This is a genomic window from Prevotella merdae, from assembly GCF_900290275.1.
In the GTDB taxonomy this organism is placed as follows: domain Bacteria; phylum Bacteroidota; class Bacteroidia; order Bacteroidales; family Bacteroidaceae; genus Prevotella; species Prevotella merdae.
In genome coordinates, this window is the sequence record NZ_LT985323.1 from 134,112 (window position 1) to 148,386 (window position 14,275).

The window sequence follows — 14,275 nt, forward strand, 5'->3', positions numbered from 1 at the left end:
CTAATTTCTAACAATATTAACAACCAATGCAGCTACAGACGTCAAGATGCTCACGAATGAGAACCACAACGTCGTAGACTGACCAATAGCGGAGTTCTTAGCCTTCACGCTGTTCGGCTCTACATAAATATAATCGTTTTGCTGTACATAATAGTACGGCGAGTTGATGATATTGGCATCATTGAGATTAAGGCGATGAGCCTCTTTCTGACCATCAGCATTCTCACGTATAAGAAGCACATTGTCACGACGTCCATAGATAGTAAGGTCGCCTGCCTGGGCAAGAGCCTCAAGCACACTCATCTTCTCTGTAGACACGGGAACAACCTTAGGCGATGTCACTTCGCCAGCAACCGTTACACGATAGCTCGACATTGACACTGTTACAACAGGGTTTTCCGATTCGGCAAGATAGGGCTTAACCTTCGACTTGATAAGGTCCTCACACTGATCTTTTGTAAGACCGGCAACATGTACTGTTCCTACAACAGGAAAATCTATATCGCCGTCATTGTTTACAAGATACTGTAAGAGTGAACCAGTTGTACTACCTAAACGTCCGTCAGTGCCAAGTGTGTTCTGAATAGAGAGGTTAAACGGCTTTGATGTAGAAGGATCGGAAGTAACAACGGTTATAGTCAAAAGGTCCTTAGGCATAATGCGTGCATCATAGAGACCTTTTGATGCTGTGAGACTTGTAGAATCAATGTTCTGGAAATAAGCAACCTGCTTGGCTGACGAACAAGCGTCGAGCAGCAATACTATTGTCATTAAGACAAAAGGGATCAACAATTTCTTCATATTAATACGTTGCAACATAATTGTGATTGGTTGTGCAAAAATACTACATATTTCTGATACTGGCAAAGTTTTACGACATTTATTTTATTGTAGTGCCAAATTATTAATATATATAATATGTATAGGGCGATTTACTAAAATATACGTCCACATACAACAAAGGGTTAAAACACTGAACTTCAGTATCTTAACCCTTGTAAGTCGGGATGACTGGACTCGAACCAGCGACCTCACGCCCCCCAGACGCGTGCGCTAACCAACTGCGCTACATCCCGTACTCCTTAAAAGCGAGTGCAAAGATACTTACTAATTGTGAAACAACCAAATTTATTGATAACTTTTTAACGTACGTGGATTTATTTTTTTATCTTTGCAGTGTCATATGATTTTTATGATAAACGTCATTAGACACTATACAACAACTGTTGTTTAAAACAATAACAAGTAATATAAAACTTAGCATATGCAATATATACTTAACCCACCAGCATCGCTAAACGCAGACATAAAGTTGCCATCATCTAAAAGCATCAGCAACCGTGCTTTGATTATACACGCTCTGTCTAAAGGTCATCTGCTACCAGAGAATCTGTCTGTGTGCGATGATACGGAAGTGATAGTTAATGCACTGATGTACAATCCAGATGTTATCGACATCAAGGCTGCGGGAACGGCCATGAGATTTATGACTGCTTATCTATCGGTTACACCTGGTGAGCACGTCATTACTGGCACTGAACGCATGAAACAGCGTCCTATACGCATACTTGTTGACGCTCTGCGCTATATCGGTGCTGATATAGAATATGTAGGCGAAGAGGGTTTCCCGCCTTTACGTATTAAAGGACATCCACTAGATGGTGGATATATGGAGGTTCCAGCCAATATCAGTTCTCAATATATCTCAGCCCTGTTGATGATAGGCCCTGTATTGAAGAATGGACTTGAGCTGAAGATGACAGGTGAGATAGCCTCTCGACCATATATAGACCTTACTCTATGGATGATGCGCGAGTTTGGTGCCGATGCCGATTGGAGTGATGTCGACACTGTTAAGGTTACCCCAAAACCATATCAGCAGCATAAGTATCTTATTGAGAACGACTGGAGCGCATCGTCTTATTGGTACGAAATGATGGCTCTGTTGGGCGACACCGAATCGTCAGTTTCATTGTTAGGACTCTTTGACGCGTCAAAACAGGGCGACTCTATTGTTAAGTATATATTCTCATTGCTTGGTGTTAAGACCAGATTTGTCAATGAAGAACAACAGGATGCCGCTTCGGTTGTGAAACTTAAGACATTGCCTTGCCTTCTGCCCAGACTCGACTACGACTTTGTCGCTGCTCCCGACCTGGCACAAACTATTGTCGTTACATGTGCATTAATGAACATTCCGTTCCGTTTTACTGGATTGGCAAGCCTTAAGATAAAGGAGACCGACCGTATTGAGGCACTTAAACGCGAATTGCTTAAGTTAGGATATGTGCTGCGCGACGAGAACGACGACACTCTTATATGGGACGGCACACGCTGCGAACCTACATTCGAGCCTATCGACACTTACGAAGACCATCGTATGGCAATGGCCTTTGCACCAGCAGCAATCAAATGTCCTGGACTCCGTATCAACAATCCGCATGTTGTTACAAAGTCGTATCCGCAATATTGGGACGACTTGGAGAAGGCGGGATGGAAGATTGAGAAGGTAAAGTAGCAGACTCAAGACCATCTTGCTTACCTTTTAGTAGCTTTAACAAACAAATAAGTGTAAATGCTGATTCTGATATTATCAATAGTTGCACTCGGCATCTTTGCAGCCCTCTATTCGCTGCTGTCAAGCCGTGGCAAACATGACGACGAACCTATAAAGGTGGCACAGACATGTGCCACCTGTGATGGTACACCCACCACAAAGTGCGAACAAGACTGTATGATGGAGGCTTCAACCAAGCCAATTGAATATTTCGATGACGAGGAACTCGACTCATTCATTGGTCGACCTGCCGATAGCTATACCGACGACGAAACCGAACAGTTCTCTGATGTGCTATATACCATGCGTCAAGACGAGGTTGCGGCATGGTGCCGAAGCCTTAACCTCCGCGGCATACAGTTGCCAAACCAGATTAAGGACGAGGTTGTGATGATGATATCCGACAATTGAAGTTACTCTTTAGATGTGAAAAGATTTTATTCTAGACATATTATCCCATTCATTATCGTTGCCATCATTGTGGCAGCGACAGGATGTTCTACGCAGAAAAACACGGCTAAGACTCGTTTTTGGCACGGCTTCAAAGCCAGATACAACACCTATTATAATGGCTCGCTTGCTTATATCGACGGCTCATTGGAAAAAGAGAACGGCAATAAGGACAACTTCACCGAGATGTTGCCATTGTATACTGTTTCTAATAAGCAAAGCCGCGAACTGGGCAAGGCCAACTTCGACCGTGCCATAGAGAAGTGTCAGAAAACCATCAAGTTGCATAGCATAAAACGCCGACCCGAGTGGACAAAGAACCGACGCAAGACCGAAAAAGACATTGAGTGGTTATCGCGTCGCGAGTATAATCCTTTCCTGTGGCGCGCATGGCTGCTTATGGGCCGATCGCAATTCTATAAGGGAGCCTTTGACGAGGCTGCCTCAACATTCGCATATATGGGACGCCTGTACCAAACCCAACCTGCCATATACGCAAAGTCGCGTGCATGGCTTGCCAAAAGCTACATAGAGGAGGGATGGCTTTACGATGCAGAAGACGTGATACGTGGTATGGAGCGCGACTCTATTCATTGGTCGGCACGCAAGGAATGGGATTATACCTATGCCGACTACTATATACACACTGGCGACTACGCCAAGGCTGTGCCCTATCTGCGCCGTGTCATCAAGCACGAGATGCGCCGCAAGCAGCGTGCAAGGGAATGGTATCTTATGGGACAGCTACAAACAGCACTTGGCAATAATACCGAAGCTCTTAAAGCATACAAGAAGGTTGTGCGACAGAATCCACCTTATGAGGTTGAGTTTAATGCCCGCATTGCTATGACAGAGGTGTTGTCGGGCGCACAATCCAAGAAGATGATAGGCCGACTGAAGCGCATGGCTGCATCCGACAAGAATAAGGACTATCTCGACCAAGTATATTATGCACTTGGCAACATCTATATGTCTCGCCAAGACACAGCAAATGCCATATCTGCCTACGAGCGTGGTGCTGCCAAAGCCACACGTTCTGGCATAGAAAAGGGTGTATTGCTGCTTCGCCTCGGCGATATATACTGGTCTATGGAGCGATATGGCGATGCCAAACGTTGCTATGGCGAGGCTATAGGCATGCTTGACAAGGAACGCAAGGACTACGAGCAAATGTCCGAACGCTCAAAGGTTCTCGACCAGCTTGTTCCATATACAGATGCCATTCATCTGCAAGACTCGTTGCAAGCACTCGCCAATATGAGCGAGGCCGACCGCAATGCTGCTATCGATCGTACTATTAACGAGCTTAAGCGTAAGGAACGCGAGGAGCGTCGAAAACAACAGGAACAGGATGCCCAGCAGACCATAAACAAAAACAGCGGTAGCAATACTGCCATAAACAATCGTCCTAACGCTGCTCAGCAGAACAACCAAAACGCTAACGCCATGTGGTATTTCTATAATCCTATGGCCGTTAGCCAGGGAAAGGCTGCCTTTGAAAAGCTATGGGGCAAACGCGAGAATGCCGACAACTGGCAACGTATAAACAAGACTGTCGTAGCTATGCAGCAAGACGAGCAAGAGATGTCGCAGGAACAGCTCGACTCTATTGCTCATGTCGAAGCAGCTGCCGACTCATTGGAGCAAATTGCCGACAGCGCACAAAACGATCCGCATCGACGCGAATACTACTTGGCACAGATTCCATTCAGCAAGGAACAAGTCGAGACAAGCAACAAGGTTATAGAGGATGGTCTCTTCAACTCGGGTGTAATATTCAAGGACAAGCTCGACAACCTGCCTTTGGCAGAGAAACAGCTTGTGCGTCTTGTGTCATCTTACACCGACTACGAGCATCTTGCCGATGCCTACTATCACCTATACTTACTATATATGCGCAAGGGAGAGGCACAAACTGCCGACTCTTACGTAGAACGACTTAAGAAGGAGTATCCCGAAAACGAGTGGACTACACTGCTCTCCGACCCTCACTTCGTCGAGAATGCCCGTCTTGGCACAGCTATGGAGGATTCGCTTTACGCCTCTACATACGATGCTTTCAAGGCTGCCCGCTATAAAGAGGTGGCTGCCAACGTACGTGTGTCTACCGAACGCTTCCCACTTGGTGCCAACCGCGACAAGTTTGTATTCATAGGCGGACTGAGCAAGCTTAATGAGGGCGATGCCGAAGGATGTCTTGCCGACATGAAGATAGTTGTTGATAAATATCCGCAAAGTGGTGTGGCTACTATGGCTGGTATGATTGTCAAAGGAGTTAGCGAGGGCAAACGTCTACATGGAGGTCAGTTCGACCTTGCAGGTGTATGGGATCGACGAACTGTTGTATTGCGCGACAGCGACTCTACTGCCATAAAGCCGTTGTCCGACGACCGCAACGCTGCCTTTGTATACGCTATTGTATATCGACCTGACTCGGTAGACGAGAACAAGATGCTGTTCGAATTGGCTCGTTACAACTTTACAAGCTACATGGTGCGCAACTTTGAAATAGGTGTTGAAGATGCCGACGGACTGCATCGTATGACTGTACGCGGATTCCGCAACTACGATGAAGCATTGCAGTATGCACGTCAGCTGCACAAGCAGACATCTGTTACAAGGCTTATTGGCAACGGTAGATTGTATATAATAAGCGAGCCTAACCTACCGTTAATTGGTAAACAGTACAGCTATACCGACTACGAGAAGTTCTATGCCAAGCATTTCGCTCCGCTTAAAACAAGCACAGAGCCATTGCTTAACGAGCCCGAATTTATTGCACCTGCCAAGTCGAAGACCGAAGAAAAGCCGCTCGACGACTTTGACAGCCCGTCTAACGACACACTGAACAATACTAACGTGATCATCGAAGACGAACCTGCCGACAACAACACTGGCAACACGGTCATTATGGATGATAATACACAACTGCCTAACACTGGCAACACCGAGACAATTATCGATGAGAAGCCAGAACCAGCGGTTGACAACCAGACCGTAATAACCGACTTGGAGCCGGAGACTAAACCAATGGATAAGGCGGAAACAATAAACGAGATTAATCCTGAACCAAAGTCTCAGACCAAGTCTGTGGTTAAACAGGATGTCAAACCTGAGGTTAAGCCAAACACAAAGCCTGTGACTACAACAAAACCACAGGTTAAGCCTGAGGCAAAAACCAAACAGGAGCCTAAGACAGAGGAGAAACCTTCGGCAAGAAAGATTGAGGACGAGTTCTACTTTGGCGATACACCTACCCCATCGCAGTCGACTGCAAAGAAGACTCAGCCTACATCTAAGGACAAGAACAAGGATACCGACTTCGATAGTGACGAATATTACGATCTGGAAGGATTCTAATTAACAAAACCATATAAACATATATGACGACAGGATATTTGCTTTGGTGCGACGATGAGATTGAGCTCCTTCGCGCCCACATCATATTTTTACAGAAGAAGGGATACGAGGTGGTAACGGTTAGTAACGGTACAGATGCTATTGAGCAATGCCGTCAACACACGTTCGACCTCGTGCTGCTCGACGAAATGATGCCTGGTCTTACAGGTCTCGAGACGCTGCAACAGATCAAGGAGATACAACCTGCCACGCCCGTCGTTATGGTAACGAAGAGCGAGGAAGAGAACATCATGGACCAAGCTATCGGCTCAAAAATTGCCGATTATCTCATAAAGCCGGTCAATCCAAGCCAAATTCTGCTGACGCTCAAGAAGAACATCCACAAGAAGCAGATCGTGACAGAAGTTACACAAACTGGATATCAGCAGAACTTCCAAAACATTGCCATGCAGATTATGGATAGCCAGTCGATCGACGATTGGAAGGAGGTTTACCGCCGCCTTGTACATTGGGAGCTTGAGTTAAGTTCTACCGACTCTAATATGACCGAAATGCTTGAGATGCAGAAGGAGGAAGCCAACAACGGTTTTGCCAAGTTCATACGCCGCAACTATATGGATTGGGTCAAGCCCGGAGTCACCGAACGCCCACTTATGAGTCCCGACATCTTCAAGCGCAAGGTGTTTCCATTGCTCAACAATGATCAGAAGGTGTTCCTTATTGTCATCGACAACTTCCGCTACGACCAATGGCGTGTGCTCTCGCAAGAGATTGGCGATATGTTCGACATCGACGAAGATATGTATATGAGCATTCTTCCCACCGCAACCCAATATGCACGCAATGCTATCTTCTCCGGACTTATGCCCGAACAGATAGAGAAAATGTTTCCTGATCTGTGGGTTGATGAGGACGAGGAGGAGGGCAAGAACCTCAACGAAGAACCGCTTGTACGCACGCAGATAGAGCGTTATCGTCGCCACGACACCTTCTCATATCATAAAATAAACGACTCGGTTGGTGCCGACCGCTTGCTTGAGCGCCTTAACGAACTGATGAAGAACGACCTAAATGTTGTTGTTGTCAACTTCATCGATATGCTTTCTCACGCCCGTACCGAGTCTAAGATGGTGCGCGAACTTGCCAATAACGAGTCGGCTTATCGCTCTATCACCCTATCGTGGTTCCGTCATTCGGTCATGGCCGATTTGCTTAAGGCATTGGCCCAAAAGGATTGCAAGATTATTCTAACAACCGACCACGGCTCTATACGTGCCTCTAAACCGGTAAAGATTATTGGCGATCGCAACACCAACACCAATCTGCGTTACAAGTTGGGCAAGAATCTCAACTGCCAGTCAAAGGATGTGTTTGTTATTAAGAATCCACATGAGGCTCAGTTGCCTGCACCAAACATCTCCACATCATACGTGTTTGCCACAGGCAGCACCTTCTTTGCCTACCCCAACAACTACAACTACTACGTGTCCTATTATAAAGACACGTTCCAGCACGGAGGCATATCAATGGAGGAAATGCTGATACCGCTGATTACGCTGAGTTCGAGAAAGAAGTAAAAAGAATAAAATAACAATATAACAATGGAAATTAAAATCAACTCCTTGGCAGACATCAACGAGGCTGCCAAGCAATTCATTGAGAACATGGGCGACGGCAAAGTGTTCGCCTTTTATGGCAAGATGGGTGCTGGTAAGACAACATTCATAAAGGCTATATGCGAAGAGCTTGGGGTAGACGACGTCATTACATCGCCTACATTCGCTATTGTAAACGAGTATCAGAGCGCTACAACGGGCGACTCAATTTACCATTTCGACTTCTATCGCATCAAGAAACTGGAGGAAGTATACGATATGGGATACGAAGACTATTTCTATAGCGGCTCGCTCTGCTTCCTCGAATGGCCCGAACTTATAGACGACTTGTTGCCTGAGGATGCTACAAAGGTAACTATCGAGGCTACTGATGATGGCGGAAGAGTAGTGAAGTTTTAAACGAAGGCGGATTCTATCCATACCTTTATTCGTATTACACCTTATATATTTAATATGAGGATGTGTCAAAACTCAAACAATGCGGGCTGAACCAAAGGTCGCCGGCGCGAAGCGGAAAGGCAAAGCCCAAATTGCGACTTTTGGCACACCCTCGTATATTTTATATCATAAAGTTTAGGTTTTCCCAAACACTGATAATATTACCGTCACACTCTTTCCTGCTAACCAGCCTTGCCTCCTTTGGCATTTCAGGTGCCTTAGTTCCGTCATCCACCGTTATTGGTGCCGTTTCTATGCGTATTTCATCCCATAACCCGGCATCGATAAACGATTGCAACGTGGTGCGTCCTCCCTCAACAATAAGCGACTGACACTTTTCATCGTATAGCCATTGCATAAGTTGCGGCAGTATGGGCTGCTGCATGTCCATGCCCTCAAACAGCTTAATCTTGCTGCCAATAACGATACGGCGAGGCGATTTACCTGCCCAGTCGCGTGTGTTTAGTTGCGGATTCTCGCGCTCGTCTGTCACACGTCCTACCAATATGGCATCGTTCTCGGCACGCAGTTTGTGCGATAGCATACGTGTGTATGCAGTAGATATTGCAAGAGCCTTGCCATGGTCGTCTATAAAGTGGTTGGCTGTTTCGGCCCACTTCAGCAGGATGTATGGCCTATGATGCTCGTTGTAGGTAATAAAACGCTTGTTAAGTTTGCGACACTCAGCCTCAAGCACACCCACCGTCACCTCTATTCCGGCATCTTGTATCTTCTTAATGCCACGTCCCTTAACCTTGGCAAAAGGGTCTACACACCCCACAACACATCTCCTTACACCTTTCTTTATTATAAGGTCGGCACACGGAGGCGTCTTACCATAATGCGAGCAAGGCTCAAGACTAACATAAATAGTTGCCTCATGCAGCAGTTGCTCGTCCTCAGGCTTAACCGAGGCAAATGCATTCACCTCGGCATGCCCTTCGCCACAACGCACATGATAACCTTCACCGATTATTCTACCATCGGCTGCCACTATCACCGCTCCAACCATAGGGTTAGGCTTAGCATTCTGCATACCGTTGCGTGCCAATTGCAGGCAACGGTGCATAAACCTTTCATCGGTTGTCATTACTGTCTTTATTTGTTTTAATTTCAATAATGTGGAGGGGTGCAGTCCGTCTTCTCACTCGTAAAGCTTAAGCCTCAATAAGCGTAGCCTCACCATCCTTCCAAGCCTCAAAGTAAGGCGGTTCGTCGCGCAAAGAGATATCATCGTATACAAACTCGGCAACAACAGTCTCCTTACCGTCAGGCAGAATCAATCCCATCTTGCCGTCACGCTGTGCTATTACAGGCAGAGTGCGCAAGTCGTCCACATATACATAAGGTGTGCGTAGGAAGTCGTAGTGTGCCGGAATAAGCACATTACCCTGATGGTCTTTGATACCAAACTTGCCGTCCTCCTCGTACACATCATGATACTGCTCATACTTGTCGCGTATGCGGTTGAGGTAGAACACCATCTTGCGCTTGTTGTTCACCAGTTCTACAAGATAAGAGAAAGTGTCCGAGTAGTTGGCCATAGCGCGTGCAAGTACTATCTTGAAGTCAAGTCCAGACAGTACCTTGCGGTTCAGGTCGATGTAGCGAGCTATGGCTTTCTCCTTCTCTGGAATAGTGAGTGTGGCAAGCTGCTCTTCAAACTTAAGCATAATGGCCTTCGAGCCCTTCATTGCCTTGATGTAGCGATGAATCTGTCGCGCCATTTCGTCGCATACGAACTTGTCTATGCGCTCCATCTCGATACTGTCAACATAAGTATCTTCGAAGTTTTCTTGTGTTATCTTTTTTTCCATAGCGTTATCTTGGTTTTAATTATAGGTATTTGTATACCGCCAAAAGTACGATAAATTATTGAAACTTCAAAGAAAATGCCGTTATTTTTATCATTTCCACCCACAAGCCGAATATTATTGCTACCTTTGTACATCATAAAACTTAAAAATAAAAACCGACAAGACAATGAAGAAAATCATTCTTTCTGTATTGATGTGCTGTGTTGCAATGATAGCAGCGGCACAGGTAGAACGTCCTAAACTGGTTGTTGGTATTGTTATCGACCAGATGCGTTGGGACTATTTATACTATTATTACGACAAGTATGGCGAGGGCGGTATGAAGCGTCTTATCAACGAAGGTTTCTCTTGCGAAAACCAGATGATAAACTATCTGCCTACCGTTACCGGCGTTGGACACGCAAGCTTGTATACTGGTGCCGGTCCTGCCACTCACGGCATTGCTTGCAATACATTCTATAAGGACGGCAAATTTGTATATTGCTGCGACGACGAAAACGAGCAGACTGTTGGCTCTAAGTCGAAGGTTGGAGCTATGTCGCCTCGCAATATGATGAGCACAACAATTGGCGACATGCTGCGTCAGGCTACCAACTTCAAGGCTAAGGTATATGGTGTAGCACTTAAGGACCGTGCTGCTATCTTGCCTGCTGGCCACTCTGCCAATGGTGCCTATTGGTACGACAAGTCGATTGCCGGATTTGTTACAAGTACATATTATATGGACAAGTTGCCCGACTATATCACCAAGTTCAACAAGCAAATTGGCATCAAGCCGGGTATCGACCCTAAGTCTATTCCCGCCGGTGTTACCACAACATTCAACCTTGCCGAAACCATTATGAAGGCCGAGAACCTTGGCAACAACGGCACAACCGACATGCTCTGCGTTAGCATATCGTCTACCGATGCCATCTCGCATACTACAGGAACATGGTTGTCTCCGGGCAAGGAGAACGAGGAAGTGTTCCTTACACTTGACCACGACCTCAAGAAGTTCTTCGAAGCTCTCGACAATCAGGTAGGCAAGGATGGATACCTGCTATTCCTTACTGCCGACCACGGTGGCACACATAATCCCAACACGATGAAGGCACACAAGTTGCCTGGTGGTTATGCCGACGTTAATGCAGAAATAGCTACAGTTAACGATGCTATGGGCAAGCTGTTTGGAGTTGAGGGCAAGTACATCCACAGAGTTTTGGACTACAGCCTCTACATCAACCGCGACTTCCTTGCGCAGAACAATCTCTGCTACGATAAGGTTAAGGCTGCCATCATCAACGAGTTCAAGAAGAAGAGCGAGATATTCCCATTTGTCATCGACAACGAGAATGCTGCTATAGCCCCTGTTCCGCAATGGATACGCGAGCGTGTGATAAATGGCTACTACCGTGGACGTACTGGCGACATCACTCTAATTGTTCGCCCCGATCACTTTAGCTTTAAGGTTAAGGACGACTACTTTGGTGCACAGCATGGTGCATGGACTCATGCCGACACCCACATTCCTCTTGTATTTATGGGATGGCATATCAAGCCTGGCAAAACCAACAAGCTTACATATATGGTAGACACAGCTCCTACCGTATGCTCTATGCTTCACATCGAGGCTCCTTCTGCAGCAACCGGCAACCCGATAGTTGAAGTGGTTGACCAGAAGTAATAACAAGCCATTTGCAAGACCATTGTCGCCGTAATCAGCGTAGGTCTTTTACTATGAACTATTTGCAAAAAGCGGAAACTTTATACACTCTCACGCCTAGCACGAGGGTATATAAAGTTTCCACTTTTATTACATATGACACACCCTTAAGCATTTTAAAAGAATAAGACAACAGCAAGAATCCATCGTTCAATAACAGACAACTATCTTTTCTTAATCCATTTCTCACTTCGATTTGTTGCATTCATCATATACCGCCAGTCCTTTAACCGTCAACAAATATTTCTGACGAGGATGACGGGGCGAATTTGGATAAAGCAAACAGACATAGCCTTCACTAATGGCAGGATTCAGATAGAGGTCGAGAAAGTTCTTCCGTTCTTTAAGTCCTATTACCGACAACATTTCTCTTACCGACAAGTTCTTATCCCCTATGATTTTTATCAACTCCAATATGAAAGGATTGCTTGTATGCAGTTTGTCTTTTACTTGTGGGGTACTTGTGGGGTACTTGTGGGGTACTTGTGGGGTGTAATTTTGGCTGCACTTTCCATTCATCAGTTGCATGTATATGTAAGTAACGATTGCGCAAATCCCACTTTTCTCCTAATGTTGTTTATCACTCATACATATACACTACTTAACCTCAAACTCCTCCACACTCTTGAAGCCATTTAGGAAGTCGCGGGCAGCCATACGTTTCTTTCCGGCAGCTTGCAGCTCTACTATCTCAAGCCATTCGTCGGCAGTAGCCACAAACATATGGGCATGCTCAACCTTTATTGTACCAGGAGCGGCATCGCATGCACGTCCGGTCTTAAGCGTCTTGAATATCTTGAGCACAGAGGGAGATGCGTTCACGGCATCCGATTTAGGTGCAAGTGTTGTCCAAGTGCCTGGATATGGACTAAGGCCACGCACAAAGTCGTATATCTTCTTGGCATTGTTGTTCCACTTTATCTCGCATGTCTCCTTAAATATCTTTGGAGCCGGCAACAATTCCACATCCTCGTTCTGAGGCTGCGACGGCACATTGCCATCTGTGGCAAGTACCATATCTATTGTATCCTGACATATCTCGGCACCAAGCTGCATCAGTCCATCGTATACATACTCTACATCCGCATCGTCGGGAATGGCAAACTCGCGCTGAGTTATGATACGACCTGTATCTATATCATGATCGAGGAAGAAGGTGGTGACACCTGTCTTTGTCTCACCATTTATCACAGCCCAGTTGATTGGAGCTGCACCACGATACTGAGGAAGTAAGGCTGCATGAACATTGAATGTGCCAAAACGGGGCATTCCCCATACTATCTCAGGCAACATTCTAAATGCTACAACAGCCTGAATGTCGGCATTGTACGAGCGCAACTGCTCTATAAACTCAGGATCCTTCATCTTTACCGGCTGCAATACAGGCAGGCCATGAGCAAGAGCATACTCCTTTACAGCCGATGCACGAAGCACCGAACCATGTCGGCCAACTGGCTTATCGGGCTGTGTAACTACAGCTACAACGTTATATCCTCCTTCTACAAGGCGCTGCAAAGAGCCTACTGCAAACTCGGGGGTGCCCATAAACACTATACGTAAGTCTTTCTTTTCCATATCTTGATTTTATTGTTTCAATGTTAAAGTTTCTATAGCTATTAATGCAAAGGTAGGAATTTTAGACGATACATTTGGCGATTTGTGCATAAAAAACCGTAACTTTGCGTTTATTAAATAACACACTATAAAAGATGACACAAAAGGAAGACATTAAAAACGCTATCGATGTAATGCGAAAAGGCGGGATTATACTCTATCCCACCGACACTGTTTGGGGAATTGGCTGCGATGCCACTAACGCCGAAGCCGTTGCAAAGGTATACAAGATAAAACAACGTGACGATTCCAAGGCACTTATCTGCCTTGCCGACTCTGTAGACCGTGTGCAACGTTATGTACGTGACGTGCCGTCGGTAGCATGGGATCTTATGGAGATAGCCGATAAACCTACTACCGTTATTCTTGATGGCGCCGTTAATCTTGCCCCTAACCTCATAGCCGAGGATGGAAGTATAGGCTTGCGCATTACTAATGAGGAGTTCTCTAAAGAACTGTGCTATCGTTTCCAGAAGCCTATTGTAAGCACAAGTGTAAACATAAGCGGCGAGCCTGCTGCACAGAACTATTGCGACATAGTACCCGAGATACTCGAGGCTGCCGACTATGTGTGCTGGACACGACGCCAGGAACACAAGCCACACAAGCCAAGCAGCATCGTGAAGATTAGCCGCGACGGACAGGTAACTATCATAAGAAAGTAAACGCAGTTGGCAAGTCAACATATAATGGAACAGACTACTTCCAACACATCAAA

Annotated in this window: 13 protein-coding genes and 1 tRNA gene; 7 read left to right on the forward strand and 7 right to left on the reverse strand. The window is 45.9% G+C overall.

All coding sequences use genetic code 11. The annotated features are described in order from the left end of the window. The gene (locus C9991_RS00495; protein ID WP_106811703.1) at positions 1–801 is read right to left on the reverse strand and encodes a polysaccharide biosynthesis/export family protein; all 801 of its coding nucleotides are present in this window, start codon (positions 799–801) and stop codon (positions 1–3) included. 201 nt (positions 802–1,002) lie between these two features. Then, positions 1,003–1,076: transfer RNA gene (locus C9991_RS00500), tRNA-Pro, on the reverse strand. A gap of 188 nt (positions 1,077–1,264) precedes the next feature. Here C9991_RS00500 and C9991_RS00505 point away from each other — a divergent pair. The 5 genes from C9991_RS00505 to tsaE are packed head-to-tail and all read left to right on the forward strand — an operon-like array spanning position 1,265 to position 8,382. Beyond that, positions 1,265–2,518, forward strand: coding sequence for a 3-phosphoshikimate 1-carboxyvinyltransferase (locus C9991_RS00505; protein WP_106810701.1), 1,254 nt, complete (start codon positions 1,265–1,267; stop codon positions 2,516–2,518). Positions 2,519–2,575: 57 nt separating this feature from the next. Continuing rightward, a complete protein-coding gene (locus C9991_RS00510; protein WP_106810702.1) occupies positions 2,576–2,968 on the forward strand; it encodes a hypothetical protein in 393 nt (130 codons plus the stop codon). A gap of 15 nt (positions 2,969–2,983) precedes the next feature. Next, positions 2,984–6,367 (forward strand): type IX secretion system periplasmic lipoprotein PorW/SprE, encoded by a 3,384-nt coding sequence (gene porW, locus C9991_RS00515; protein ID WP_106810703.1) that lies wholly within the window; start codon positions 2,984–2,986, stop codon positions 6,365–6,367. A 23-nt stretch (positions 6,368–6,390) separates the two neighbouring features. Continuing rightward, the gene (porX, locus tag C9991_RS00520) at positions 6,391–7,944 is read left to right on the forward strand and encodes a T9SS response regulator signal transducer PorX (RefSeq protein ID WP_106810704.1); all 1,554 of its coding nucleotides are present in this window, start codon (positions 6,391–6,393) and stop codon (positions 7,942–7,944) included. Between the two features lie 24 nt (positions 7,945–7,968). After that, the gene (gene tsaE, locus C9991_RS00525; protein WP_106810705.1) at positions 7,969–8,382 is read left to right on the forward strand and encodes a tRNA (adenosine(37)-N6)-threonylcarbamoyltransferase complex ATPase subunit type 1 TsaE; all 414 of its coding nucleotides are present in this window, start codon (positions 7,969–7,971) and stop codon (positions 8,380–8,382) included. 160 nt (positions 8,383–8,542) lie between these two features. On the opposite strand, the gene ribD is transcribed toward tsaE, so the two are convergent. From ribD to C9991_RS16805, 3 genes are all read right to left on the reverse strand, one after another. Further along, entirely contained in the window at positions 8,543–9,511 is a 969-nt protein-coding gene (gene ribD / locus C9991_RS00530) for a bifunctional diaminohydroxyphosphoribosylaminopyrimidine deaminase/5-amino-6-(5-phosphoribosylamino)uracil reductase RibD (RefSeq protein ID WP_106810706.1), read from the reverse strand. Positions 9,512–9,578: 67 nt separating this feature from the next. Continuing rightward, positions 9,579–10,238 (reverse strand): hypothetical protein, encoded by a 660-nt coding sequence (locus tag C9991_RS00535; RefSeq protein WP_106810707.1) that lies wholly within the window; start codon positions 10,236–10,238, stop codon positions 9,579–9,581. Then, a complete protein-coding gene (locus C9991_RS16805) occupies positions 10,223–10,375 on the reverse strand; it encodes a hypothetical protein (protein ID WP_198643720.1) in 153 nt (50 codons plus the stop codon). Before C9991_RS16805 ends, C9991_RS00535 begins: the two co-directional genes overlap by 16 nt. Positions 10,376–10,404: 29 nt before the next feature. On the opposite strand from C9991_RS16805, the gene C9991_RS00540 reads away from it, so the two are divergent. Next, a complete protein-coding gene (locus C9991_RS00540) occupies positions 10,405–11,904 on the forward strand; it encodes an alkaline phosphatase family protein (protein WP_106810708.1) in 1,500 nt (499 codons plus the stop codon). Between the two features lie 225 nt (positions 11,905–12,129). Here C9991_RS00540 and C9991_RS00545 read toward each other — a convergent pair whose 3' ends face one another. Both C9991_RS00545 and fmt read right to left on the reverse strand, forming a co-directional pair. Then, entirely contained in the window at positions 12,130–12,462 is a 333-nt protein-coding gene (locus C9991_RS00545) for a Fic family protein (RefSeq protein WP_157949315.1), read from the reverse strand. A gap of 78 nt (positions 12,463–12,540) precedes the next feature. Then, complete coding sequence (gene fmt, locus C9991_RS00550) at positions 12,541–13,518, reverse strand: methionyl-tRNA formyltransferase (RefSeq protein WP_106810710.1); 978 nt, start codon at positions 13,516–13,518, stop codon at positions 12,541–12,543. A gap of 134 nt (positions 13,519–13,652) precedes the next feature. Here fmt and C9991_RS00555 point away from each other — a divergent pair, with 134 nt between their 5' ends. Beyond that, the gene (locus C9991_RS00555) at positions 13,653–14,222 is read left to right on the forward strand and encodes an L-threonylcarbamoyladenylate synthase (RefSeq protein WP_106810711.1); all 570 of its coding nucleotides are present in this window, start codon (positions 13,653–13,655) and stop codon (positions 14,220–14,222) included. Positions 14,223–14,275: the final 53 nt, after the last annotated feature.

Coding starts and splice junctions, on each gene's coding strand:
- C9991_RS00495 (WP_106811703.1), bottom strand. CDS start 801: ATGAAGAAATTGTTGATCCCTTTTGTCTTAATGACAATAGTATTGCTG.
- C9991_RS00505 (WP_106810701.1), top strand. CDS start 1,265: ATGCAATATATACTTAACCCACCAGCATCGCTAAACGCAGACATAAAG.
- C9991_RS00510 (WP_106810702.1), top strand. CDS start 2,576: ATGCTGATTCTGATATTATCAATAGTTGCACTCGGCATCTTTGCAGCC.
- porX (WP_106810704.1), top strand. CDS start 6,391: ATGACGACAGGATATTTGCTTTGGTGCGACGATGAGATTGAGCTCCTT.
- tsaE (WP_106810705.1), top strand. CDS start 7,969: ATGGAAATTAAAATCAACTCCTTGGCAGACATCAACGAGGCTGCCAAG.
- ribD (WP_106810706.1), bottom strand. CDS start 9,511: ATGACAACCGATGAAAGGTTTATGCACCGTTGCCTGCAATTGGCACGC.
- C9991_RS00535 (WP_106810707.1), bottom strand. CDS start 10,238: ATGGAAAAAAAGATAACACAAGAAAACTTCGAAGATACTTATGTTGAC.
- C9991_RS16805 (WP_198643720.1), bottom strand. CDS start 10,375: ATGATGTACAAAGGTAGCAATAATATTCGGCTTGTGGGTGGAAATGAT.
- C9991_RS00540 (WP_106810708.1), top strand. CDS start 10,405: ATGAAGAAAATCATTCTTTCTGTATTGATGTGCTGTGTTGCAATGATA.
- C9991_RS00545 (WP_157949315.1), bottom strand. CDS start 12,462: ATGAATGGAAAGTGCAGCCAAAATTACACCCCACAAGTACCCCACAAG.
- fmt (WP_106810710.1), bottom strand. CDS start 13,518: ATGGAAAAGAAAGACTTACGTATAGTGTTTATGGGCACCCCCGAGTTT.
- C9991_RS00555 (WP_106810711.1), top strand. CDS start 13,653: ATGACACAAAAGGAAGACATTAAAAACGCTATCGATGTAATGCGAAAA.